20 protein-coding genes and 1 pseudogene are annotated in these 25,157 nt (G+C 68.5%); 10 read left to right on the forward strand and 11 right to left on the reverse strand.

Features of this window, described 5'->3' with window-relative positions; translation table 11 throughout:
• Window positions 1–142 precede the first annotated feature (142 nt).
• Window positions 143–892 (reverse strand): NAD(P)-dependent oxidoreductase, encoded by a 750-nt coding sequence (locus tag OG522_RS41170; RefSeq protein ID WP_443074646.1) that lies wholly within the window; start codon window positions 890–892, stop codon window positions 143–145.
• Between the two features lie 461 nt (window positions 893–1,353).
• Here OG522_RS41170 and OG522_RS02070 point away from each other — a divergent pair, with 461 nt between their 5' ends.
• Window positions 1,354–1,599: a hypothetical protein gene (locus OG522_RS02070; RefSeq protein ID WP_329461174.1), complete on the forward strand. Its 246-nt coding sequence runs from the start codon at window positions 1,354–1,356 to the stop codon at window positions 1,597–1,599.
• Between the two features lie 749 nt (window positions 1,600–2,348).
• Here OG522_RS02070 and OG522_RS02075 read toward each other — a convergent pair.
• Both OG522_RS02075 and OG522_RS02080 read right to left on the reverse strand, forming a co-directional pair.
• Window positions 2,349–3,701, reverse strand: a complete 1,353-nt coding sequence (locus tag OG522_RS02075; RefSeq protein ID WP_329461176.1) for an alpha/beta hydrolase family protein — start codon at window positions 3,699–3,701, stop codon at window positions 2,349–2,351.
• A 455-nt stretch (window positions 3,702–4,156) separates the two neighbouring features.
• Window positions 4,157–4,537, reverse strand: coding sequence for a winged helix-turn-helix transcriptional regulator (locus OG522_RS02080; protein WP_329461177.1), 381 nt, complete (start codon window positions 4,535–4,537; stop codon window positions 4,157–4,159).
• Between the two features lie 89 nt (window positions 4,538–4,626).
• Here OG522_RS02080 and OG522_RS02085 point away from each other — a divergent pair, with 89 nt between their 5' ends.
• Both OG522_RS02085 and OG522_RS02090 read left to right on the forward strand, forming a co-directional pair.
• Complete coding sequence (locus tag OG522_RS02085; RefSeq protein ID WP_329461178.1) at window positions 4,627–5,451, forward strand: polysaccharide deacetylase family protein; 825 nt, start codon at window positions 4,627–4,629, stop codon at window positions 5,449–5,451.
• Window positions 5,448–6,374: an NmrA family NAD(P)-binding protein gene (locus OG522_RS02090; RefSeq protein WP_329461179.1), complete on the forward strand. Its 927-nt coding sequence runs from the start codon at window positions 5,448–5,450 to the stop codon at window positions 6,372–6,374. The genes OG522_RS02085 and OG522_RS02090 overlap by 4 nt, the downstream gene beginning before the upstream one ends.
• Before the next feature lie 133 nt (window positions 6,375–6,507).
• Here the strand turns inward: OG522_RS02090 and OG522_RS02095 are convergent, their stop codons facing one another.
• Window positions 6,508–6,996 (reverse strand): aldehyde dehydrogenase family protein, encoded by a 489-nt coding sequence (locus OG522_RS02095; protein WP_329461180.1) that lies wholly within the window; start codon window positions 6,994–6,996, stop codon window positions 6,508–6,510.
• A 768-nt stretch (window positions 6,997–7,764) separates the two neighbouring features.
• Complete coding sequence (locus tag OG522_RS02100; RefSeq protein WP_329461181.1) at window positions 7,765–8,805, reverse strand: polysaccharide deacetylase family protein; 1,041 nt, start codon at window positions 8,803–8,805, stop codon at window positions 7,765–7,767.
• 178 nt (window positions 8,806–8,983) lie between these two features.
• On the opposite strand from OG522_RS02100, the gene OG522_RS02105 reads away from it, so the two are divergent.
• The 3 genes from OG522_RS02105 to OG522_RS02115 all read left to right on the forward strand — a co-directional run bounded on the left by OG522_RS02105 (window position 8,984) and on the right by OG522_RS02115 (window position 12,792).
• Window positions 8,984–10,573, forward strand: a complete 1,590-nt coding sequence (locus OG522_RS02105) for a putative glycoside hydrolase (protein WP_329461182.1) — start codon at window positions 8,984–8,986, stop codon at window positions 10,571–10,573.
• Between the two features lie 292 nt (window positions 10,574–10,865).
• Window positions 10,866–11,708, forward strand: a complete 843-nt coding sequence (locus OG522_RS02110) for a class I SAM-dependent methyltransferase (RefSeq protein WP_329461183.1) — start codon at window positions 10,866–10,868, stop codon at window positions 11,706–11,708.
• Window positions 11,709–11,964: 256 nt separating this feature from the next.
• On the forward strand, window positions 11,965–12,792 hold the full coding sequence (locus OG522_RS02115) for a ZIP family metal transporter (protein WP_329461184.1): 828 nt from the start codon (window positions 11,965–11,967) through the stop codon (window positions 12,790–12,792).
• 155 nt (window positions 12,793–12,947) lie between these two features.
• Here OG522_RS02115 and OG522_RS02120 read toward each other — a convergent pair whose 3' ends face one another.
• Window positions 12,948–13,394 (reverse strand): alpha/beta fold hydrolase, encoded by a 447-nt coding sequence (locus OG522_RS02120; protein ID WP_329461185.1) that lies wholly within the window; start codon window positions 13,392–13,394, stop codon window positions 12,948–12,950.
• An 83-nt stretch (window positions 13,395–13,477) separates the two neighbouring features.
• On the opposite strand from OG522_RS02120, the pseudogene OG522_RS41175 reads away from it, so the two are divergent.
• Together OG522_RS41175 and OG522_RS02135 are read left to right on the forward strand one after the other, a co-directional pair.
• A pseudogene (locus tag OG522_RS41175) lies at window positions 13,478–14,361 on the forward strand (IS5 family transposase).
• A gap of 170 nt (window positions 14,362–14,531) precedes the next feature.
• A complete protein-coding gene (locus tag OG522_RS02135) occupies window positions 14,532–15,635 on the forward strand; it encodes an IS110 family transposase (RefSeq protein ID WP_329461187.1) in 1,104 nt (367 codons plus the stop codon).
• Between the two features lie 102 nt (window positions 15,636–15,737).
• On the opposite strand, the gene OG522_RS02140 is transcribed toward OG522_RS02135, so the two are convergent.
• Entirely contained in the window at window positions 15,738–16,079 is a 342-nt protein-coding gene (locus OG522_RS02140; protein ID WP_329461188.1) for a DUF5713 family protein, read from the reverse strand.
• Between the two features lie 133 nt (window positions 16,080–16,212).
• Here OG522_RS02140 and OG522_RS02145 point away from each other — a divergent pair, with 133 nt between their 5' ends.
• Complete coding sequence (locus OG522_RS02145) at window positions 16,213–17,304, forward strand: CehA/McbA family metallohydrolase (protein WP_329467449.1); 1,092 nt, start codon at window positions 16,213–16,215, stop codon at window positions 17,302–17,304.
• 611 nt (window positions 17,305–17,915) lie between these two features.
• On the opposite strand, the gene OG522_RS02150 is transcribed toward OG522_RS02145, so the two are convergent.
• The 3 genes from OG522_RS02150 to OG522_RS02160 form a co-directional block, all read right to left on the reverse strand.
• Window positions 17,916–18,665 carry a hypothetical protein gene (locus OG522_RS02150; protein WP_329461189.1) on the reverse strand — a complete coding sequence of 250 codons (750 nt, stop codon included), beginning with the start codon at window positions 18,663–18,665 and terminating at the stop codon, window positions 17,916–17,918.
• 50 nt (window positions 18,666–18,715) lie between these two features.
• On the reverse strand, window positions 18,716–19,414 hold the full coding sequence (locus OG522_RS02155) for a helix-turn-helix transcriptional regulator (RefSeq protein ID WP_329461190.1): 699 nt from the start codon (window positions 19,412–19,414) through the stop codon (window positions 18,716–18,718).
• 166 nt (window positions 19,415–19,580) lie between these two features.
• Entirely contained in the window at window positions 19,581–21,035 is a 1,455-nt protein-coding gene (locus OG522_RS02160; RefSeq protein ID WP_329467450.1) for an amidase, read from the reverse strand.
• A 327-nt stretch (window positions 21,036–21,362) separates the two neighbouring features.
• Between OG522_RS02160 and OG522_RS02165 the strand changes: the two genes are divergently transcribed.
• Window positions 21,363–21,998 (forward strand): hypothetical protein, encoded by a 636-nt coding sequence (locus OG522_RS02165; RefSeq protein ID WP_329461191.1) that lies wholly within the window; start codon window positions 21,363–21,365, stop codon window positions 21,996–21,998.
• 298 nt (window positions 21,999–22,296) lie between these two features.
• Here OG522_RS02165 and OG522_RS02170 read toward each other — a convergent pair whose 3' ends face one another.
• Entirely contained in the window at window positions 22,297–25,071 is a 2,775-nt protein-coding gene (locus tag OG522_RS02170) for a hypothetical protein (RefSeq protein WP_329461192.1), read from the reverse strand.
• Window positions 25,072–25,157: the final 86 nt, after the last annotated feature.

Genomic DNA, 25,157 nt, shown 5'->3' on the forward strand with positions numbered 1-25,157 from the left:
ATCCACGTGGCAGCGCCACCCTTAAGTCCTGGGGAAGTATGGCGTGTTGACCGAAGTATTCCGTCATCGCTGCCTTCCGCCCAGAGTGCCGAGAAACGGCGCCGCGGCGGCCGCGATCGCAGTAACGGTGGCGGCCGAGGCGTCATCCGGGCTGGCCGATACCGCGGTCACGGTCCTTGGCCGTCGGTGGTCGCCGCGGCTGTTGTTCCGCGATGACCGCCCAGTCGTCTGCCCCGTGACCGTCGGCGATGGCTTGATCGAAGACAGCGTGCAGCAGCTGACCGATCGGGAGCGGAGTGTCGTGGTCGGTGGCCGCATCGAGGGCGAGGTGGAGGTCCTTGCGGCCCAGGATCGTGGTGAATCCGGCTGGCTGGTAGCGCCGTTCGGCGATCATCGACCCATAGCCTGCGTAGACGGCTCCCGGGAAGAGTGTCGAGGTCAGCAGTTCGACGAACTGCCCGGAGTCGACACCGGCGCCTTCCGCGAGGCTGACGGCCTCGCCCAGTGACTGAATTGCGCAGGCGATCAGATGGTTCCCGAGGATCTTCACGATGTTGGTCTGCTCCGGACGTTCGCCGAGTCGCCACGTCCGCGAGCCGATCACATCGAAGAACGGCTGCACGCGGTTGATCTGCCTGCCCTCACCGGCCGCAAGGATGTTGAGTGCTCCGGCTTCGGCGACCGGAACACGGCCGAAGACCGGTGCCGCGACATACCCGACACCGGACTCGGCGTGCGCTGCGCCGACCCGGCGAGCCAGGCCGGCACTCACCGTGGCGAGGTTGACGTGAACAATCCCGGCCGGGATCTGGGAGAGGACACCGGAGTCGATGAACGTCTCGGCGACGGCCCGGTCATCGGACAGGACCGAGAAGACCACCGGCGAGTGCATGGCCTCGGCGACCGAGGCGGCACGTCGCCACCGCGCGGGTGCACGTCCTGGACGCCGACACCGTCAACCGCGAACTACCCATCGCACGCAAGGCGATCCGCTGATCCGAAACCGTGCCCGAGCCCCGAGAAACGCGGCAACCTCACCGATTGGTTCGCGGCTGCCGACCCCGTCGGCACCTGCTCACCGCCCGCACTTACCGCACCGAAACGCACCGAAACGCCCCAGCGCTTCACCGTCTGAAGGCAGGCCGTCGGCTGCTCCACCACCGCTGGCGGACGCGGCCGGCCCACAGGGAATCCCCACTCTGACGCGCCCTCAAATCCGCCATCTCCGACAACGTGACAGCGCCACTTCGCCAGCACGGGGCCGTTTGAGTGGGACCGCCGGGCCTCCCGGTGCCTCGGCGAGCACCGCGCGTTAGACCGGACACCCCATCCCACGAGAACGGGAGAAACCCGATGCGTGTCCGCTCCATCGTCACCGCCCTGCTCCTGGCCGGCGCAGCCGTCATCCCCTTGTCCAGCCCGAGCACCGCGAAGCCCAACCCGACGCCTTTCGGGTCCTGCCAGCGGGAAGGGGCAATGTCCGTTGGAGGACAGGGGTTCTACACCTGCACCCAAGGCCGGTACATCCCGCGTGACTGTGTCCCCGGCGCCCGGCCCGTGCAGATCAGCGAGGACATCGTCATGTGCACCGACGAGTGACGGCGCTCGCCGCCCGGCGCGGAGCCAGGTACCCCACAACACGGCCCGCACTCACCAGCGGTGCCCGGCCACCCCGGCCGGGCACCAGTTGCACGACGGTGCCATACAGGGCGCGGCAGTCGCCGGACAGGGCGTAATGGCAGGCCACAGACCGCGGCCGAGCGGTTCATCGAACTGCCCGCCGGACACCGCAAGACGGTCAGCGACTTCATCATCACTCAGGTAGGCCGGGGGTGACTTCACCCATCAGCTCACCGATGGCGTACTCGCCCGCCGCAAGGCTTCTGGCCGTCGTGGCCCGGGTGATTCGTGGCCCGGGTGATCAGGTCGCGGACCTGATCACCCGGTGCCTCACCTCCCACCCTCGCTTTCTCACCAGGCAGGCGAGTTGCGTCGGTGCCATCGTCAGTCGTCGCCCACCGCGAGCAGGATCACGAAGTGCTCGGCGCAGGTTCCCGCACCGACGACATCGATGCCCTGCCGGGTGACGAGCGGCCACGCACAGCGGTTGCCCACAGCCGCCGTGTTCGTGACCCAGCTCGCCCCCCCAGCCCACCAACTTCGCTTCTCGCGTCTCCGCCTGCTCCGCGCGAACACGGTCCCGAAGAAGGCGCCGCGAGTAGACGAGGTTGAGCTGGTGCGGGTCGGTGCAGCCGCGTTGTCGGGGCTTTTGAGGCGCGCCGTGGCCGCCCCGGTGGCAGACGCCGTGGCCGCCCCGGTGGCAGTAACTGCCCCACGTCGTGCTTCAACTATGGCGTCGTCAGGCCCCAGAACAGGGCCCAGGCCAGGAACAGTGTGCTCGCGAGACCCAGTAGCCCGAGTCGGGCATTGGTCCAGCCGGAGACTGACGTCCTGACGCGCCACCAGCCCACCGCTGTCGCCACGGCCGCCAGTGCCGTCCCGGCTGTCAGAAGTTGCAGGACGAGCCAGAACACCGGACGGTTGCCAAACACCGGGCCAGGGGTCAGCGTCATCGTCACGAAGCCGAAGTAGCCCAGGAAGCCGAGCAAGGTGGCCAGTCCTGCCGCGGCCAGCCAACGCGGTGCCCGGCCCGCCCCGGGAGCACACGGGCGCCTGCGCAGGAGGCGTACCAGTTCCCCCAGCAGATGTGCCGCGAACGAGACGACCATGAGTACGAATGCTGCGGTCTGAGCTCCGGATGCCTCGTATGCAGGTAGAGGAGCCAGAGCATGGCTTCGCCTCGCTTGATGAGGTAGCGCATCGTTGGTCCGGTGTCCGTGGCCCGCGACCCAGGCTGCCATGGTGTCGACGTAGCCAGGCACCAGTTGCTCGCCCCGCTCGAACCCGTCCCTGGAGGTGTGCAGTTTGTGATCGGCATGCGGGAAGAAGCGGAGGGTCACATCGGTGTTCCCGCCGTCCCCCAGTGCCTTCGCGATCGCCACGGCGCTCTCCGCCGGTGGCGACTGTTGGTCGTCACCCCACACGGCGAGGACCGGCTGGCGCAACCGCCGCAGCGCGGGCAGCGGGTCGTAGTCCGCCTCGGGGAGCAGGCGTGCGTCTGCGAGGAACCGCGTGCCGGTGACGGGTACGGTCCGCAGCAGCGATCCCCCGACGCCTTCGTGCCGCAGCTTGTTCTCCAGGGACCACGCCGATTGCCGGGCCGGGGACACCCCGGATGCTCCTACCAGGACCACATACGAGACATCTGCCGAGCGTGAGGCCGCGAGCGGAACAACCCAGCCGCCTTCGCTGAAACCCCAGAGCCCGACCTTGCCGGGATCCACATCGGCGCGCCCGTGCAACACCTGGACACCCGCCAGGGCGTCGTCAGCGAGTTGGGCATAGGACCGCTGTGTGAGCGAGTATCCCGTGGTTCGTTTGTCGTAGCTGAGGACCACGAACCCGGCCCGTGCCATGGCCTGTGCCTCGGCGCGGTACTTCGCCCGGGTCTCCGGGCCCGAACCGTGCACCAGCACGACCCCGGGCCGCCGTTGTCGTGCCGCCCCCGCCGGTGCGGTGACCGTGCCATGCAGCGTCACGTCCCCACTGTGGAACTCCACACTCTGCTCGATGTCCTGCACCGCCCGCGCCGGACCCGCCACGGCCGCCCCGCTTGCCGTCGCCACAGCTGCCAGCGCCACGACCAGACACATAACCAACCAGGCCCGCATTCCGCCCCCTGACCGCCAAGACTTCCCGCCCGAAAGCCTCGGCCGGTTTCCCCCTTCGTCAATCGTGCTGCGCAAGGCAGCAGCAACCCATCCAGCAAGCCCCCTAACGTTGAAGGGGGATACCACCACCCATCTCCCGAGCCAGCCAGCGGACCGAGCGGCGACGGCACCGGCCACCTCCACGAAGAACAGCCGAGCCGCCCCATCTCTCCCGCCGACAGTGGGAGTTCAGGCCCGAGCAGCAACGAACAATCGCCCACATACGGAAAGCGGATGCCGTCTGAGCGCAGCGACGGCGCCTGGAAGAGGCCGCGAGGAGGTGGCGCGGCTGTGGGAGGAGCCGTCGAAGCGGTGGTGCGGCGCGCCGAGACCGTCCCCGGCCAGATGTTCGGCGTGGTCGAAGCCGCCGGGCTCGTCCTGGTCCTTCAGCAGTCTCCCGGGACGCCCGAAACAACCTCGTCGGTTTCGGACTCTCGGAATTCCACCACGGCCGCGCCGTGCTCGTGAGCCCACTCGGTCAGCACGGCGATCGGCTTCACCAGCGTCCGGCCCAAGTCCGTCAGCACGTACTCGATCCTCCCGGCCTCGGCATGGCGGTCCACCAGGCCGTACCCCTGCAACCGCCGCAGCGTCTGGGTCAGCACCTTCCGCGAGATTCCGCCGATCAGGTCGACCAACTCACCGTGTCTGCATGGTTTCCGGCTCAACGCGAACAGCACGACCACCGCCCACTTGTCGGCGATGATCTCGATCGCCAGCCGAGCCGGGCAGTCGGCGAGGAAGACACTGCCGGAGTACTCACGCATGCCCCTGACGGTAATCCGTTGTCAGGAACCCGGAGGTACCTACCGCCTCACTAGCGTCCACGGCGCAAGCTACCGAGCAGGGGAACCGAATGAGAGCACAGACCCAATGGCCGGGCGGGCGGAAGGTCGTCGCGCTGGTCACCGTCGCGCTGGAGCTGTGGTCACCGGGGCACTGGCCCGCCTACGCGCCGATGGCCGCGGCGTGGCCGGTGCCCGGCGTCGACGACACACACAGCACCTCCTGGGCGGACTACGGCGTAACCACCGGCATCTGGCGGCTGCTCGATGTCCTCGGTGACCTGCCCGCCACCGTCGGCGTCAATGGGCTGGTGGCCGAGCGGCACCCCGAGACCGTCATGGCCGTACACGAGGCGGGTCACGAGATCGCCGCACACTCCTGGGCCCAGGAGGTGGTGCCCGCGCTGCTCGATGTCGATGCCGAGCGGACCAACATCCGTCGTTGCACCGACATCCTTCGCCAAGTCACCGGCGTTCGCCCGACGGGCTGGATGAGCCCACGCGCCACCGGTTCGAGGCACACTGCCGACCTGCTCGCCGAGGCCGGCTACCGCTGGACCGGCGACCACAGCGACCACGACCTCCCACAGGTGCTGTCCACCGCTCACGGTCCGCTGGTCTCCCTCATGCACAGCGACCACTCCGACGTCCGCGACGCTGCGGCCGGTCCGTACGCCTACCGCGACCTGCACCGTGAGCTACTGGACCAGGTGCTCGCCGCCCCCGGCCCAGGCGTCTTCCACCTGACCATCCACGCCCACGTAGGAGGCCGACCGCTCCTCGCGGGCATGGTCGGCCAGATCCTCGACCACATACGTGAGTCCGGCGACGTCTGGGTTGCCACCCACACCCAGCTGGCCGAACACGTCCTGACACACCAGGGAAGCACGCCATGACCCACGTCCTCGTCGTCGGCGGCACCGGAGCCATGGGCCGCCACGTGATCCAACATCTGTTGGCCACCACCGACGCCACCATCATCGTCCCCACCCGCCACCCGGAGTCCACCCACGCCACCGAACTCGCCGCCACCGCGCCCGACCGCGTGCGACTGGTCCGCTCCGACCCGGCGGCCCTTGAGGTCCTGATCGGGCGGGCCGACCACGTGTTCGCCAACACCGATTTCTTCGCGACGGGCAGCGCCGTGGGCGAGTATCGGCAAGGGCTGCACTTGCTGGCCGCGGCGGAGCGAGCGGGAGTGGAGCGTTTCATCTGGTCCTCGTTGGACAGCGCGGTGTCCCTGACCGGCCGCCCCGTCCCGCACTTCGACAGCAAAGCCGCCGTCGCCGCCCACATCGGCCTGATGCGATCGGAGGAAATGCTCCGCAGGGAGACCGACGGCTGGTACACAAACCACGTCTCCGTACTGACCACCGCGCCGTACTTCGAAAACCTGCGGGACCGACTCACCCCCCGACCGAACGGCCGGGGCGGCCTGACCTTCCGGCTCCCCCTCGGCGCCGCCCACTACCCGCTCGTCGCCCTCGACGACATCGCCTGGTTCGCGGTCCACATGTTCGACAACTGGCAGTCCTGGGGCGCCCGCGACCTCGCGGTGATCGGCGACAGCCTCACCGGCGACGAGATCGCCGCTACCTTCGCGCAGGTCACGGGCACCCCCAGCACCTACATCCCGATGCCGCACGACGACCTGCACGCCGCCGTCCCCGACTTCAGCCACGATTACGCAGCGATGTTCCAGTTCTTCGCCGACCGTGACCTCTACGCCCAGGACCGGGACATCAACCTCCTGCGCCGCCTGCACCCCGACTTGATGACCTTCGAAGACTGGCTCCACCACACCGGATGGACGGGATGACCGCACACATGTCAGCCACCGTGCCCCGGCCATCTCGCGCCCCGCCATGACATCGTGTGGCTGGACGTCCGTGTCGCCGCCATCCCACACTCTGATGACCTGCACGTAGTCAGGATGAAAGAGGTTAAGAGGTTCACTGACCCGTGGCGGCTTCTTCCGCACGCGGCCGCTGAATGATCTTCAGCCGGCCGAACGCCAGGAGCCCTTGACTGCCCCCTTCGTAGCCGTAGCCGCTCGCACCGCGACCGCCCAGGGGCGCGTCCGGGGCGGCGCCCGCAGTGCAGTTGAGGGAGACGCTGCCCGCGTTGAGAGAACGGCACAGGCGGTCCGTCCGTCCCGGATCGCCGAAGACGTAGGCGGACAGTGCGTAGTCGGTGCTGTTCGCCAAGGCGATCGCGCTGTCTTCACCGTCGTAGGCGACGACGGGCGCGATGGGCCCGAACGGCTCCTCCAGCAGGACGCGGGCATCCACCGGAACATCCGTGATGACCGTGGCCGGGTAGTAGCGGCCGCTCCGGTCCGAAGGAGCACCCCCGAGCCGCAACCGGGCTCCTCGGCGCACCGCGTCGAGAACCAGTCCGTGGACTGCCTCCACCCGGCGGGCGTTGTTGAGGGGGCCCATCGTGCCCGGCGCGCCGGACGGGTCCTGCTGGATCTGGGATCTGAGGTCCAGAGGAAGTGGTGCCGTGCCGGGTGGGAAGCAAGTACACGAAGCGGTACACAAAGCGGTCCACGAAGCAGTACTCGGACGAGTACGAGCGCGACGCGATCGAGGTCGTGAGCCCGTGCGCTCGGGGGCTCGGGGGCTCAGGGGCTCGGGGGCTCGTCCAGACGGAGGGTGATTGATGTCGCCCGCGAGTTGGGCATCAGCTCCGAGAGTCTGCACTGGTGGGCCAAGAAGTCGCGGGTCACGGACCCACGGGGCACGGAGCCGCGGACCCACCGGTAACGGAGCCGTGGGTCACGGAACCTGCGAGAACACCGGCTCAGGCGGTGCGAGTGCGGCCGAGCGGGACGGGGAGCTCAAACAGCCAGCCGCGGCTTCCACGCTGTCCGCCTCGGCATGAAAGCCGTCGGGCCCTGTGATTCACACCGGCCGCAGGGCAGGTTGGAGTACCCCTCGGCCCAATTGCGCGACTGAATCGAGGAGTTGGGTCCGCGGCGAAGCATGGGGCGGGCCGGGACCTGCTTGGACAACGCGGCGGCCGAGTCGCTCTTCGCCGTCCTCAAAGAGGAGATCGGCACCCGCTTCCGGCCCGGCCCAACCCCAGCCCGCACCCCGCCCAACACCCCAACACCCCAACACCCCAACAAGCCACCCCCGCCCCTCGCGGCCGGAGGCGGGAGTCCGGGAACCATGGTCGTCAGGTGGGAATGTGCGTTTCCTCGTTCAGTACGGTCGGGCGGCCTGCCGATTGGCCGGGGCCAGGCGGGCTGCCTCGGCCTTGGGGAAGCTGATCTTCTTCGGGTCTCCGTCCGAGGTGTAACGCTTGACCGTCCCGTCGCGCAGCTTGTCCAGCCAGACCGTCGAGGTGAACTGCGCATCCGGGCCGGTCGCCGCCTGGGAGCGGATCCGCGGGATGGCACCCGGGTCGAAGGCGGCCGAGAAGGGGGAAGGAGCGGGGTTGGCTCCCACCAGGTAGACGCCCTGATGCTGGTAACGCACACCGTCGGCGGCCCCCTTCAGCACCAGTTGCCGGGACTGGGACATCGAACCGTTGGGGAGTGCGAGCGACACCACCGACAGGCCGGGCACGGCTTGGGTGATCGCCCTTTGGTTGTCGGCGATGGCCTTCTGGGCGGTGTCGTCGTCCACCGTCCCCAGGGCGGTGTGTCGCAGCGTGTGGTTGCCCACCTCGAATTGGTGCTTGACGAGCCAGTCCAACGACTTTCGACCACCTGGCTCGCGGAACGGGTCGGCGTTGACGAAGAAGGTGGCCACGGGGCGGAATCCGGGGTGCTTCCGGGCGACGTCAAGGAGGATGCCCACCGCGGTGTCGGACGCGGGCCGGCCATCCGCGCCCAGGTGGAACTGGGTAGCGGTCGAGTCGTCGAAGGTCAGCACCACCGGGTGGGTACCGGCGGGAATGTCAATCTTCCCACTGCTGAACTCCCGTGCGGTGACGGGTACGTACCCCTCCCCGGCCAACCGTTCCAGTTCGGCGCGGAAGTCCTGCGGCGTGCGGTCGTACACACTCCCGGGCTCGGCCACCAGTTGGTGGTACATCAGCACCGGGACCGCACCGAGCTCGTCGGCCTGCACGGTCGCCGGGTCGGCAACCGCTACCTGCCCGCCGACCTTGCGCGCCCGTCCCGACGGCCCGTCCTGACGGCCCCCTTCCGGCGGGGACTGGGCTGCCGAGCAGGCGGTGAGCAGCAGGATGGCCGATGCCACGACGACCGCGCCGCCGCTTCGGTGGGATTGACGCATGATGCCTCCGGATGTGAACGAGACGCTTCCCGTCACCTCCAGCCTCGGGCAACAGCGTGCCCCACACCCCGGCTTGATAGGCCGAACGCATGATTACCCGCTCGAAACCTCTTGGGCGGACGGCGTGGCGGTTATGTCATATCGCAAGGAACCCTCATTCGAGAACGGCAGAGTGAACATGCGCGGAAAACGACCCCGAACGCGGTACGCCGTCATAGCAATATCCCTGCTGGTCCCGGTCTGCACGGCGCTCGGGGCCTTCGCGATACAGTCCTCCTCCCGCCAGCTCCAGGTCGAAGGGCTCAGCTCCAGGGACGTGCTGGGCCGAGCCGACGTCAGCAACCCGCGCCTTGCGATCACGGCCAAGGAGGGGGCCGACCTGGCCGAGATAGAGGTGCGGCTCGACGGGAAACCGGTGCACACCCACCGGGCCGACGGCCGCCTCGTACTCGACACCCCCTCGCTCACCGAGGGCAAGCACGAACTCACGGCCACGTCCCACAGTGGCCTGCCCTTCCTGCACGACGTGTCCCGGACGTTCACCGTGGACACCACCGCCCCGAAACTGCGGCTGTCCCCCGCCCCAGCCACCAAGCCGGGCGCACCGGTGACGGTAAGCGGCCGCGTCGAGGACGCCGGGCAGGTGAAGGTCTCCATAGCCGGTGCTCCCGTGCCCGTCGGCGACGACGGCACCTTCTCCCGGCGGCTCGAAAAGCCCCCCGCCCGTATCGAGGTGGTGGCCACGGACGCGGCCGGCAACATCACCCGCGAGCACGTGAACGCGATCGCGCCCTACCCCCTCACCCGGGCCGCGCACCTGACCGCCATCGGCTGGTCCTCAGATGTGGTCCGCGACCCAGTTCTCCGGCTCGTCAAAGACAAGAAGATCAACGCCGTCGAGCTCGACATCAAGGACGAAAACGGTGAGGTCGGCTACAACTCCTCCGTGCCGCTGGCCCGCGAGATCGGCGCCGTGAAGAACCGGTACGACGCACGCAAGGTGATCGACACCCTGCATGGCATGGGAGCCCGCGTCGTCGGCCGCATCGTCGCCTTCCGCGATCCCATCCTGGCCCAGGCGTCCCACCGCCAGGGCAAGGACAACCGTCTGGTCCAGGCCCCTGACGGCAGCCCCTACGACGGCGGCCACTACGGCACGCTCTCGTTCACCAACTTCGCCGATCCCGAGGTCCGCGAGTACAACATCGCCCTGGCCACCGAAGCGGCCAAGCTGGGCTTCGACGACATCCTGTACGACTACGTGCGCCGCCCCGACGGAAAGCTCTCCACACTGCGCTTCCCCGGCCTGGGCAAGCAGACGCCCGAGAAGTCCATCGCCGACTTCGTCGCCGACACCCATCGCCGCCTCCAGCCCGAAGGAAAATACCTCGGGGTCTCGGTCTTCGGCATCGCCGCCACCCGGCCCACCGAAATCGCCCAGGACATCCCCGCCCTGGCCCAACACGCGGACTACATCGCTCCCATGGTGTACCCCTCACACTGGGCCGAGGGCGAGTACGGGGTCGCCAGTCCGAACGCCAGCCCGTACGAGATCGTCAACCGGTCGCTGGCCGACTTCGCGAAGCAGGTCAAGGGCACCAGAGCCACGGTCGTCCCCTGGCTCCAGGACTTCTCCCTGGGCGTCCACTACGGCCCCACCGAAGTAGCCGACCAGATCAGGGCGGCGGCTGGAGACGGCATGAACTCCTTCCTGCTCTGGAACGCCGGAGCCAGCTATCAAGGGGCGGCACTGACCACCCTGCGATGACGAGAGCCTTGAACCCCGGCAGGAGGACCGTAAACAGAACGGTCCCTGAGCAGGTGCCCGGCGTGTTGGACCGACACCAGCGCCGCACGTCCCGTTCGCCGACGAGATCGGGACGGCGGCTGGTGGGAACGCCGGCACGGTACTTGGTCATCCGGTCTTCGAGGCGCTGTCGGCTACTCGGCACACCCCGCTTTCCCACAGCACGCAACCGCAGGGTTCACCTCCGGGGCAGGGGCGCCGTCTCATGGAAGGCGCCCTGTCGGTCAACGACCTCGGCGCGTAGCGTGCGTACATGGCGAACGGGACTCCGAACAACGCTGCGCCGTCGGCGCGGGCACGCCGCCACACCTTCGGCGACGATGCCGAGGAGTACGACGCGTTCCGGCCCGGCTATCCCGCCCAACTGATAGACGAGGTCCTGGACTTCGCCGGCCTTGATGACGGCGCCCTTGCCCTGGAGGTGGGCGCCGGCACAGGCAAGGCGACGCGGGCTTTCGCACAGTCCGGCGTACCGGTGACCTGCGTCGAGCCCGACGCCCGCATGGCGCGTGTACTACAACACCGCTGCGGAGGGCTCCCCCAGGTGACTGTCGAGATCGCCGACTTCGAGACCTGGCGGCCCACACGGCGTTACGGGCTGCTGTACTGCGCCCAGGCATGGCATTGGGTGGACCCAGCCGTGCGCTGGCGCAGAGCGAAAGCCGCGCTGTCGCCGGGCGGAGCGATCGCCCTCTTCTGGAACCACTGGTTTCTGGAGTCCGACGACCTGACGGCTGAGCTGACGGGCGCCCACACTCGACACGGCATAGATATTCCTGAGCACACCATCCTGGATCCCCGCCCCGGCCCAGCGCGCTACGGGTCCGAGGCCCGCCAGTGGCGTGACATGGTGGCCGCCGGATTCGTGGATCCGGCCCACCGCCTGTACGGATCCGTACACGACCGCTCCCCTTCCGCTCTGATCGGCCTGCTCGCCTCCTACTCGGGCTACCGGATACTTCCGCCCCGCAAGCGGGAGCGAATCTTCGCGGACATGGCCCACACCATGGCCGAACAGGGCGGAAGCGTACGAGTGAAGGTGACGACAAGTCTCTTTCTCGGGCGGGCGAGCGCCGACGGCAACCCTCCGCGCTGAGGGATCGATCAGTGGTTGCTGCCGCTTGGTGGCTACGGGACCGAGTCCCTGGCCGAGGTGCGCTCCGACGCCGACGTGATGTACCTGCCCTGCATGGCCAATGGCGTACTTCTGCGAGGACGGCGCTCCGGGCCATCGTCAAAGTTTCACCAAAACCAGACAAGGAACTATTAGGCAAGGCTCCCCTAACCTAGTGTTTGTCTGTCCCCGAGGACCATCCCCACGGGGTCCTCACAGCACTTTCCCCGGAGCCCCCATGTCCAGCGCGAACATCGCCCTGCTCGGTGCGATCGCAGGCTTCACCATCTACCTCGGCCTCCCGCTCGGCCGACTGCGCACACCGACGCCGCGCTTGAAGGCCGGGCTCAACGCCGTCGCCATCGGCATCCTGATCTTTCTCGTCTGGGACGTACTCACCCATGCCTGGGAACCGGTCGACGCCGCACTGAGCGACCATCACTGGGGAACGGTCGCCTCGACCGGGTCCGTGCTGGCTGCCGGACTCGCCGCCGGCCTGCTCGGTCTCGTCTACTACGACGCCTGGATGGCCCGCCGCCGGGCCGCCGCCGACCGTGCCGCCGGTCCCGGCTGCGCCACCACTGCGGAACTGTCACCGAAGACCCGCAGCCAGGCGGGCTCCCTCGCACTCATGATCGCGACCGGCATCGGGCTGCACAACTTCGCCGAGGGCCTGGCGATCGGCAACTCCGCCGCCAAGGGCGAACTCTCCCTGGCAGTCCTCCTCATCATCGGCTTCGGCCTGCACAACGCCACCGAGGGCTTCGGCATCGTAGCCCCGCTCGCCGCCGACGGCGAGCGCCCCTCGTGGATCAGCCTGATCTGGCTCGGCCTGATCGGCGGCGGCCCGACATTCCTCGGCACACTCGTCGGCCAGCACCTCGTCAACGACACGCTCTCCATCGCGTTCCTTGGGCTGGCCGCCGGCTCGATCCTCTACGTCGTCATCGAGCTACTCGCCATCGCCCGCAAGACCGGCCTGAAGACGCTCACCACCTGGTGCATCCTCATCGGCCTGCTCCTCGGATTCGCCACCGACGCCGTGGTCACCGCGGCCGGAGCCTGAACCGCCATCAGCTGATCGCGCACCCGCGAGCGCGGGTGCGCGATCTCTGGTGTCGGTCATCTCCGCGGACGCGGCGGCAGACCACCTGTTGCAGGTCGAGCGCCTCGTACTCGGCGAGGGCCTCACCCTTCACTGCGCGGAGTACCCACTTTTGTTCAGGCTGCCTGCTCGCAGTACCTGACGAAGGCGTCGAGTCTGGTCGCGAACCCCCTGGAATCGACCAGGTGGACGAAGTGCCCGTCGCCCAGCCACTCCTCGACCTGTACGTCCGGCAGTCGGTCGAACCGCTCGCGCTCGCCGTCAGTGACAGGACGGCCGAACACCGCGAGGCATGGAACCCGGATACCGGCCGTATTTTCGTCGATCCAGGCCTGCAGCTCCGCCGGATCGGTGGTCAGGACCTGATTCCAGTAGCCGAGCACGACATCCTGCTCGACCTTGTGCGTATCCAGCACCAGCGTGCGTGTCGGCTCGGGGATGCGGTCGAGCCCGAGGCTCTTGTCGATGTTCGGCCAGACCTGGGTGAAGGCGGGGCCGCGCAGCATCGGTGCGATCGAGCGGAGCATCTGGGCGAAGGGGAGTACCTCCGTCGCCTGGTCCACCCAGACAATGCCGCGCGCCGGGTTGCACGGCCGCGTAGAGTCCCGCCACTGCGGCCGCCATGGAGTGCCCAACATCACCAGCCGTGGGGCGTGGAGATCTGACGAACGACCAGTGGGCTCGGCTTGAGCCGTTGCTGCCGCTGGGCAAGAAGCCGGGCCGTCCACCGGTGTGGACCCGGCGGCAGTTGATAGACGGCATACGGTGGCGGACCAGGACCGGTGCCCCGTGGCGCGACGTGCCGGAGCGGTATGGGCCGTGGGACCGGGCCTACGACCTATTCCGGCGCTGGCAGCGCGACGGCACCTGGAAGCGGATCTTCGAGCAGCCGCAGGCCGAGGCCGACGTGAAGGGCCTAATGACGTGGGACGTCAGCGTGGACTCCACGATCGCCCCAGCCCATCAGCACGCCGCCGGGGCGCGTAAGAAGGGCGCTGCAGAAGGGGCCTCCCAGCGGCGTCGACACCGAACCCGACGATCACGGCCTGGGACTCTCGCGCGGCGGGCTGACTACCAAGCTGCACCTGGCGGTTGAGCAGGGGCAGAAGCCTCTTTCGCTGCTTTTCACCGCTGGCCAGCGGCACGACAGTCCGCACTTCCAGCCGGTCCTGGAGGGCATCCGGGTGCCCCGCATCGGTCGGGGCCGGCCGCGAACACGGCCGGACAAGGTCCGCGCCGATAAGGCATACGGCTCCCGCGGAAACCGCGCCTACCTGCGCAGACGCGGCATAGGCTCCACCATCCCGGAGAAGGCTGACGAGGTCCGCAACCGCAAGAAGCTCGGCTCTCGCGGAGGCCGTCCGCCGAAGTTCGACAAAGCCGATTATAAGGAGCGCCACGCGGTGGAATGCGGAACCAACCGCCTCGAGCGCCACCGCGCGGTCGGCCACGAGATACGACTGTGAGGATGGTCGGGTGCCGCCCCGGGCGGTGGTCTGGCCCGAGGTACGACTGGCGCTGATGCCTTGAGCTTGATCTGCCGACCACTGCCCGAGGCGGTGCGTGCTGCCGCCGGACCAGTGGGCGTGTCCCGATAGGGGCCTTCGCGACGCGCACCGTCACAGTCCTGACCGCCTCACCGGCCCGGCGCCGGCCACCAGTCCCCCCAGGCGTTCAGGAGACAGACGACCGTGCCCAGCATGACCCGGCAAGCCCCTCCGCCGCACGACACGACCAGCCACCCAGAGGACATCGTGCTGGGCGTGGACACCCACAAGGATGTGCACGTCGCTGCGGTGATCACTTCTACCGGAGCCATGCTTGACACTCGTAGCTTCCCGACCACGCGAGAGGGATACCGACAACTCCTTTCATGGGCACGGGCCTTCGGAATTCTGAAGCGGGCTGGAGTCGAGTGCACCGGCTCCTATGGTGCCGCGCTGACCCGCTACCTTCAGAGCGAAGGCATCGCGGTCACCGAGGTCAACCAGCCGGACAAGGCCTTGCGGCGCCGACGAGGAAAGACCGACGCGATCGACGCGGCGGCCGCCGCCCAAGCGGTGCTCTCAGGCCGCGCCACCGCCACCGCCAAGACCACCGACGGTCCGGTGGAGGCAGTCCGGATGTTCAAGATGGCCAAGAGCTCTGCGGTCAAGTCACGCTCGCAAGCGATCAACCAGCTCAAGGCCGTCCTGGTCTCCGCAGACCCCGCGCTGCGTGAATCGCTGGCAGGCCTCAGCAACCCTAAACTCATCCGTCGATGCTCCGAGTTGGAGGACTCAGCCGGGGCCACCCCGGCCATGGCTGCACGCCACACCCTGCGGCTGCTAGCCAGCCGGATCCGTCACCTCACCGAGGAGATCAACGACCTCACCAGACGGATCACCTCGGCGATCACCTCCTACGCGCCGAAGCTCCTGGACTGCTACGGCGTCGGCCCTGACACCGCGGCCGCATTGCTGATAGCAGCCGGCGACAACCCGGACCGGATGGGCGGCGAGGCTTCCTTCGCCGCCCTCTGTGGCGTCAGCCCGGTGGAGGCATCATCCGGCAAGACTCAGCGTCGCAGGCTCAACCGAGGCGGTGACCGACAAGCCAACTCCGCCCTCTACGCAATCGTCCTGGCCCGACTGCGCTGGGAGAGCCGCAGCCGCGAGTACCTGGAACGACGCATCGCCGAAGGCAAGACCCGCCGCGAGGCCATCCGCTGCCTCAAACGCTACGTCGCCCGCGAGATCTACCAACTCATCACCATGCACGGGAAGGCCACTCCTGCACCAGCGCCAGCCGCAGGACGATATTGACATCCATAGGGGCATCAAACTCGCCGTCCGCTACGAGGCGACCGTGCTGATCGCAGCCATCAACGAATGGCTCTGACCGGCAGGCGACCTCCCGGTCGTCGCTCACCAGTCCCGGGTGGCAATCAGCTTCTCTACATCCGCGTCCGTAAACCCGTATGCCGACGCGACAAACCAGAAGTCCTCAGCGATCATCTCGCGCGCGACCGTCTCGATCTCACTCCCGGCTGCCTCGAACTCCGCTTCCAGACTGTTGAACTCCTCGGTTGCAGCCTGGGTGAGCGCATACAGAGCCTCCAGATTCGACGGCTGCTCAGCCTCAATCCGCTCGCACAGCCGCAACAGGATCGCCCTGCCCCGGTCGACGACATGATCGGGGAAGTACGAGTCCGCATACATCTGCCGCAGGAACACGTGCCCTGCTACCTGCTGGTTCGTGACTGGCATGGCGCTTCCCCATCCCCGTAGAAGAACTGACGCGCCGATCATGCACGACACCACTGACAACGACGCCGCCCATGTACGCCAGGCCGCTCGTGGCCAGCACTTTCACACCAGGCCCTAGGCTTCGGGAATGGATATGGGTGACGTAGCGGGAAGGGTTCTTCCGGTGTCTCGGTTCCCGCCGGTGCGGGTAGCCGGTCGGGCGCGTGGCTGGTATCGAGGTGACTGCCATGTGCATACCGTGTCCTCGCACGGCGGTGTGCTGACGCCGGCGGAGCTTGTGGCAGGTGCTCGTGCGGCGGGACTTGATTTCCTTGCCATCACCGAGCACAACACTGCTGAGACGCATGGCGCCTGGAGCCGGCACGTCGGCGACGACTTGCTGGTGATCCTGGGTCAGGAGGTCGTCACGCGGACCGGACACTGGCTCGCGCTGGGGTTGCGCCCGGGTCAGGTAGTCGACTGGCGCTACGGCGTGCGGGACAACGTGGTCGATCTGCATCTGGATGAGGTTCACCGAGCCGGTGGGCTCTGCGTGGCGGCTCATCCGTACGCGCCCTACGCCTCGGGCACGCTCATGTACTCGTATCAGGGCTTCGATGTGGTGGAGGTGTGGAACGGGCAGTGGAGTTCGGATGTGCCATGGCAGGCGGACAACGAGGCGGCCTTGGCCGAGTGGGGACGCACTCTGGCCGCGGAGATCTGCCAGGGACGGTGGCGGCCTGCGGTAGGGAACAGTGACACCCACCTGGAGGGCCAGATCGGCAGCCCCCACACCGTCGTGCTGGCTGACGAGCTGAGTGTCGACGCGGTCCTCGCCGGTATCCGCGCCGGCCACAGCTGGATCGCGGCATCAGGAGCCATCGAGCTGTCGTTCACGGCCTCTGCTGGTGATCGCAGCGCTGGGATCGGGGAACGATTGAAAACCGGCGATGAGCCAGCCGTGGTGCGAGTTGCCGTACACGGCGTGCCCGGCGGCACTGTCAGCCTCCACACCGAGAAGGGAAAGGTGTTCGTCGAATCGTTGCCCAGCACGGGATCGGGCGCCGTGAAGTGGCACATCGGTGCCGACGAATCAGCGTTCATTCGCACCGAGGTTCGCGATCGAAACGGTCACATGGCGGCGCTCAGCAACCCGATCACGTTGGCCGGACGGTACTCCCCCCAGGCCAAACCCCTGATCGCCACGCCCCAGACCTGCATCTCCCCAACCGGAGACGCCAGTTGAGCTCGGCAGCAGCAGCGGAAGGCGGGCCGCAACGTGCTGCGGAAGACGCACGCGAGAGCATGGCTGGCGCACCACGGGCGGGGCGGCGCATCGAAACCGCGAAGTAGTCGCCCGTGCAAGGCAGTTGGGTGGTGACTCACCAACATCCGCCGCGCCCGGTGGTCCAGGCAGAGACCCGGTACGCGCCGACCAGCTCGCGGTGGTCGATCCGGAAGCCACCGTCGCCGTCTCCTCTCCGGAGTCTCAACTCGTACGGAGAGCGGAACAGTGGAAGAGGTGTATGAGTGCCACCCCCGGAGTGCCACCCCCGTAGCATGCCCGGCCAGCTCACCGTCCTGCCGCTGTCCAGCGTCCCGCTCGCCGACTCCACGGTCCTGGTCCCCCACTCGGTATCGAAGGGCTCACCGGCCGCGCCTGTCTTCGGGGTTGTCCGCGAGCCGGCCGCCGGGCCGTCCAACCGGGCTCGTGCCGCTGAGCCTGGCGCTCTCAGCACGCCAGGCTGCCGACTTCATCGCAACGACTGCCCCGTGCGGTGATCACAGTTCTCCTCCTCCGGGATGAACCGCGCTCCGCTCAGCCCGACTTGGCCCCCTCCTCTGTGGGCACGGGCTTCAGTAGCGGAATGGACGAATGCCCGTCAGGGACCACGCGCGCGCGAACCGGCCGGAGCGCACCGTCAGGAGGTCGACACCGCCGACGGAGGCACCGTCGGCCCCGGTTTCGGCTGTCCAGAGGAACGCTACGTGCCTGCGCCCGGGGTCGACGATGGGCTGCCGGTGGATCGTGATGACGGGCGGGTCGTTGGTTTCGGCCTGTCGCTCGATCAGGTCAGCCAACTCGGAGGGGCCGTGCGCGTCGCCAGCCGCTTCGGCGCCCGAGAACAGATCGAAGTCGCCCGTCACCACGTCCTTGGCCAGCTCGGCCCGGCCGTTGCGGAGCTGAACCCACTGGCGGCACAGATCCTCGATCGTGGCCGGGTCGGTGTGACCGGCCGCCCCGGGTTCTGGATCGGATCGCTCACAACGCCGCTCCGCCACGAACGTCCAGTTCTCCCGTACGCGGCCATCCTTGAGGTGGTTGACGTCGATGCCGGTCAATACCTGGCCGTCGGCCTTCCTCACATCCCACAGGTACGCGAACCGATCACCGGCGTCGGCGAGTACTCGTGGGCTGAAGATGTTCACATGCCTCGCGCGGTACCCCGCGACGAAGCGTTCCTGCTCGTGTGGGCCGACCACGGTGTCCAGTCCGGCCCCGTGATCCGACCACTGCGTGCAATCATCGGTCATCAGGTCGTGGGCCAGGGAGGGGTCTTCGTTCCACATGCGGCACCACGTGGTCATGCGCTTCTCGTTGTCCATGGTGAACAGCATTGCGGCCCCTCGCGACACCGTGCTGTCGGTGTTTCAGATCACAGAGCGAAGGGTTCGGCATCCAAGCGCTTCAACTCGGCGCTCCACTGCGGCTCCCGGGCCGCCACTCGTTCGTCCGACGGTTCCAGTGAGGTGATCCGGTCGAGCTGGAAGCCTCGGACCGCCGACCGTAGGCGGCACCACGCCGCCAGGTACCAGCCATTCGGTCCCCACAGGAGCCCCAGCGGCTCGACGTCGCGCGTGGTCCCCGCGCCGGCCCGGTCCGTATAGGTGAGGTGCAGGACATTTCCGGAGACCACGGCCTCGACGATGATCTCGCTCAGCACGCCGCTCCCGCCAGGCGCGTGGTCCCCGACCCGGTACACCAGCCGCGCCAGCGCTTCCTCCCGCTGTCTCACGTCAGCGGGCAGCACTGCCAGCACCTTCTGAGCGGCGCGGTGTGCGGCTGCCGCGAACGGCGTGGACGCAGCCGTACGAAGCGCGACGCTGACGGCGAGAGCCTCGGCGGCGCTGAGTGTCACGGGCGGGAGCGTGCGGTCCCGGTCCAGGCTGTATCCACCAGCCCGACCGGCATCACTGCGGATCGGCAAGCCCGACTGCCTCAACGCTTCGAGATCCCGCTCTATGGTGCGCACACTGACCTCGAACCGCCGTGCCAGCCACGGAGCACTGCGCGGCCGGGGCGCCACCGCTCGAAGCTCCTCGACCAGCGCATACAAGCGATCTGTGCGGTTCACCGCCCCACCCTAACCGCCGCCACCGAGCCGATCCCCGAGTTCCACACCGTTGACGCCCTCACCCGCTCCGTCAGCCTTCCCGACAGTTGAGGTGTCGGAGGAGGCTCCGGCCTGGTCCGAGCAGATGGGTTGCCCGTACGGCCTCGCACCACAGGCTGGCGTACGCCTACTTCGGTGCCTGGAAGCCCCCGATGCTCTGCTCCAGGAGTTCGGCCAGTCTCAGCGGGGTGTGGTCTTCGAGCATGGGACCGATGATCTGTACGCCCACCGGCAGGCCCTCAGGGGACCGCCCCGCGGGTATGGCGGTGGCGGGCAGGCCCGGCATGGTGGCCAGACCGGCCCAGACGAGCTGGTCGAGGTAGGGGTACTCGACGCCGTCGATATCGATCCGGCGTCCCCTCGGATCGGGTCTGTGGTCGTGCGGAAACGCGGGAGTGGGGGTGATGGGACACACCACGGCGTCGAACTGGGTGAAGAGCTGCCGCCAGCCGTGGCGGTGCACCTCCCGTCGGTTGTTCACCTCGATCCAGTCCCGGTGACTCAAGACCATGCCGCGCACCCGCGCCGCGTCGAGGCTCTGGTCGTCTGCGCCCAGTTGGGCGGCGCGGGCCCGCAGTTGCTCGTACACCTCGTCGGGAAAGTGCGCAGCGGATCCCGAGCACCGCAACTGCGTGTAGATCAGCGCGGCTTCGGTGAGATCGGGCAGGAGCGGGCTGTTGTCCCGTTCGACGCGGGCGCCGCCATCGGCGAGCGCGTCGGCCACCCGGTTCACGGCCGCCCGCACCGCAGACCCGGTCGGAATGAGCGGATGCTCTTCGAGGACCAGGACCCGGAAGTCGCAGAGCCGCTCATGGCGTGCGGCCGGCAGCGTCACGGCGTGTGCCACACCGAGTGTCAGCGGGTCCGGTCCGGCCATGACGTCGAGCAGAAGCCTGAGGTCGCGGGCAGTGCGCGCCATCGGGCCGACTACTGCGAGGTCGTGTTCGGCCGGCAAGGCCGGCACGCGTGGCGGCACCATGCCTCGGTTCGCCGCGAGCCCGAGTGTCGGCTTGTGTGCGTAGATCCCGCAGAAGTGGGCGGGGGTGCGCAGCGACCCAGCGATGTCGGAGCCGATGGACAACGCGCCGAATCCGGATGCCAGGGCCGCTGCTGACCCGCCGGAGGATCCGCCCGGCGTACGAGCGTGGTCCCATGGGTTGTTGGTGGTGCCGTAGATCTCGTTGAAGGTCTGCACATCCTGCAGTGCCACGGGCACGTTGGTCTTGCCGAGCACCACCGCGCCGGCGGCCTTGAGCCGCGATACCTGCACCGCGTCCTCGGCGGGCAGGTAGTTCCGGTGTAGCGGCATGCCCCAGGTCGTGGGCAGGCCGGCGATGTTGTAGGACTCTTTGACCGTCACCGGAATACCGAGCAGCGGCCGGTCCTCGCCGCGGGCGCGCGCCTGGTCTGCGTCGCGCGCTGCGGCCCGCGCACGCTCGAAGTCCGGCACACAAACCGCATTGATCGCCTTGTCGTCCCTCTCGATACCCGTGATCGCCTGGTCGGTCAGTTCCACCGAGCTCACTTCACCGGCACGCAAGGCAGCAGTGAGTTCCCCGGCCGCTCGAAAATTCCACTCCATGACTAGAACGGTACGGGTCTGTACGAGGGCCACGAAATGCCGCTTCGCGCAAGAGGGTTGGCGCCGCCTCTGGCCGCGGAGGCGTCCGGCGGACCCAGACCATGAACGACCCCGATCAACAGCAACAAGCCCGCGGCCACACCGCCGGCCGGGGCGCGCGTACACCATCACGGCGTTAATTCCGGACGCTTGGCAGGCTGGCGAATAGCAGCGTCGGGCGGCGTCGCGGGGTGAGCCTGACCGGACTTCCGCGCGCAGGATTTGATGATTCCGCAGCGAAGGCAGACGATGGAAAAGATAGCGACCTCGGGGCTGGGAGGTATGACTATGTTCAGGCGAATCACGGCCTCGGCGATGGTGCTTGCCGCCGGGATCGGCGGCGGGCTCATCGCACCGTCGGCCGCCAGCGCTCAGGACTCCGGGCCCAGCACCTGCAGACAGGGATATGTGTGGCGGGTCGCGCGTGCCAGCGATCTCACGTGTGTCACACCGCAGACACGTACGGATACCGCCAACGACAACGCTCTGGCCCCAGGCCGGACCCTCCCGAACGGCTACTGCAAGCAGGGCTTTGTCTGGCGTGAGGGCTGGGGCTCCGACGACCTCACCTGTGTGACCCCGGAGACCCGCGCGCAGGCGCGATACGACAACAGTCAGGCCGATGACCGGCGGTTGGCGGTACGGGTGTGGGTCAATACGGAAGGCGGCACCCTCAAGGTCAGCGGCGACCACTTCAACGTCAACAGCCCGGTCCGCATCGTGTTCTCCGGCGCTGTCAACAGGTCCTGGACGGTCACTGCCACCAGGTACTCCGGACACGCGGGCGGAAGCTTCGGTTTCCTCCCCGGCTTCACAGGACCGTGCGCTCCCGGAAACCCGAACTCCTCGGTTCACGCGGTCGATCTGACGTCGGGTCGAAGCACGGCCAGCGTCCCGTTCGTCTACTGCGTCAGGTTCGACTGAAGCCCGTTCGGGGCCGGGTAGTTGCCGCGCTTCGGGTGACCTGCGGGTCACCCGAAGCGCGGCTTCATGTACAGGTAGCTCCGGCTGACGGCGCCCGCCGCCACTTCTCGGCCGACGGTCCGACCGACCCGCCGCCGCAAATCAACCCGCGCATCACATCACCGATCGGCTTTTGAGTTCATGGCGGTTGTCGGCCTCTGTGTTTACGGCGCCGATCACCGCTACTCGTTTGGGGTCCGCAGGATTTCTTCGTCCGCGCTTACCGCCGCAGATGTTCCGGCTGGCCCTGCATCCACGATCACGAGTTCGTATGCCTCACGAGCAGCGTCTCGGCCTGCTTGCCGATCGCTCGGCCGAGTGTCTGGTAGGCGTCGAATCGCCGGTCGTCGAACCACTGGTCGCTGGTGCCGTCGTGCGGGAACTCCTGGTCGGCCTGGGCGTAGGCGAGGAGTTCGTAGGGCATGCCCGGGGTCAGGGCCGCTCGGGCGACGATCAGCCGTCCCGTCGTGCCGAGCCTGCGGCCCTCGTCGTCCACCAGCTCGCGCGGATAGGTGATCGTGCCCTCGACCACTGCCGAGGCCGAGAGCCGGAGGTTGAGCCCGGCCAGCGGGTTCGGTGGGTCCAGCGTGCCCGGCGATGGTTGCGGGTTTCGCGGTTCGAGGGGAGGCGCGCTGCCGGGGATGAGCTTCAACCACTCCTCGTGGGCGATCGAGATCTCGACGCCGAGTTCCTCCCATGCCAGGGAGATCGCCTCGCCCAGAGCGGCGGCGAAAGCCCCGGACCCCCCGCTGGCGTCGACGCACACGGCGGTGGTGACGCCGTGCCGGAGCAGTTCGACCAGTCCGAGGTTCTCGTAGTGGCCGCCGTCCGTGACCAGTAGCATCCGGTCGTCCATCGGATAGCGGCCCGACACCTCCCGCAGCAGGTACGGCAGACGGCGGATGCCCGGCATCGGAGGCAGTCCCCAGTCGGGGTCCTTGCACCAAAGGGCGCCCAGCACGCCGGGGTTGGGCAGCCAAGCACCGAGCCGGGCATTGGAGAGCGCCAACAGCGTCTGGAACGCGCGCGCCTGACGTCCCATGGCCGAGGCGAAGGCCGCGCCGGAGACGGCCATGGCGGATTCGACGGTGAGGTCCCTGCGGATGACTCGCCTGGCGCGGTGGAACAGGACGTCCGTACGGGCGTATCCGACGTCCGGACCGCCGAGGTAATCGTGCGACAGCGTGAACGACACCGCGTGCCGCCCCGGCGGTGTCCGGTCGTCGCCGGACAGGTTGGCCGCCGCGGCGAAGATGACCTGGGGGAAGTCGCGGTGTCGTCTGTCGTACCAGGCAAGCGGTGTCGGCTCGTCGAACTGGTAGGGCACCGCGATCTGTTCGCCGTCCGGGGAGGTCCTGCGGCGGACGGCGAACGCGGAGGCCAGCCGGGCACGGTAGAAGGGGTGGAGGCCCATCCATGTCTGGTCGAGGCTCAGCACAACCAGCCCGAGGACGGCGACGAGGGCGATCTGGCAGGGCTTCGGCCAGGTCCGGCCGGTGGCGATCACCCAGCCCAGCAGGAGCAGGGAGGCCGCTGCCACCACCACGAGGACCAGCCACACCAGGAGGTACTTGGCGAACCCGTTGGGCACGGCACGCGCCAGCCGGGAGCGCTCGGCGGCGCCGACCGTGTGCCCGGCGGACTCGATGCGTCGCCATGTGGTGCTCAACAGCACGGTCACATAGGTGAGCAACGCGGCGCCGCCGGCGCTCGCCCCCGTCGCCGGGGCCTGCAGTTTCCACACGTGCGGCGTCACCCACGCCAGGGCGGGGCAGACGACCACCACAACGCCCAGCAGCAGCCCCGTCACCACGAAGGTGAGGAAGACCCACTTCAGAGTGCTTGACAGGAGCCCCCTGGCAAGGCACAGGGACACCAGCCAGAGGAACCAGAACACGACGGCGAGACCGGCCAGAACCGCGAGGGCCCACAGCGCCGGTCCCCGGAAGACCAGATGCTGGGGCGGCGGGGTCGCCTCCGTCAGCGGAACGAGGTGGTAACCCCAGCTCAGGGCGAGCCCCAGGACCAGCAGTGCGGCGGTGAGCAGGCTCAGTGAGGCCAGCAGCCCCCGCAGCACGGTGCCCGCGGCGGCCAGCCACTGACCGGTGCCTTCCGCGACGTACTTGGAGTGCCGACGGGTGTGGTCCTCCTCCGGCGTGCCGGGCATGAAGACATCGCCGGGACGAGGTCCGTCCCGGTCCTTCCCGGCCAGCGCGAGTTGGAGGGCGCCCGTCGTGTAGCCGCCGCCGGAGACCGACACCAGGTAGCGGGCCCGGCACAGGTGGGAGCGGAGGACCTGCAGCGCGCCCAGCGTGACGCAGGCCGAGCGGATGCCGCCGCCCGAGACGCAGAAGCCGAGCCCGCCCTGTTCCCGGCCCGGCGGCACCTGGCTGCCGTTCTCCCACCGGGCCTCCCGGGAGCGGGGAGGAACCTTGCGCACCGCCGCCGGCCAGCGGCGTCCGTCCGACTGCATCACGGGCCAGGGCAGGATGACGTCGGGCCCGCGGGGACCGGGGGCGCCCGGGTGGTATTCGCCTGCCCCGTCGCGGTCATATCGGCGCTGCGCCCACCCATAGCACAGGGCCCGCTTGAGGACGATCACGACCACGCACGCCGCGACGGGCACGGTCAGGACGAGCAGCAGCCACTTGACCGTCGCGAGGCCCGCCGCCACCGCGAACGGCCAGTCCGCGCCGTCGAGTCCGTGGAGCAGCAGCAGCTTCTCCGCAACGGCACACCCGCACGTGATGAGGGCACCGGCGATCCCGTACCGGACGAGGCAGCGGTGCCGCATGCGCACCGCGATGGTCCGGGTGCTCAGCCAGAACACGAGCACCGTGCTGATCGTGTACGCCCCGATGAGGAAGAAGTCGGCCGTCAGCGCCTTGTGGAATTCGGCCGTCCGGCCGCCGACTACGGCTTCCGCCGCCCGCGCGCTGCCCGCCAGTTGCAGCCCCACGTCATCGACGGCGGGGGCGTTGTGACGGATCCAGAGACCCACGGCGAAGACCGCCATGGCCAGGACGGCCACCATGATGGCGACCCCTCGCGGCAGGCGCGGAGGGTCGCCAGCCTTACGGTACGAGTGCCAGGCTGCGCGTTCCATCACCCACCCCCGGT

The organism is Streptomyces sp. NBC_01431, from assembly GCF_036231355.1.
GTDB lineage: Bacteria > Actinomycetota > Actinomycetes > Streptomycetales > Streptomycetaceae > Streptomyces.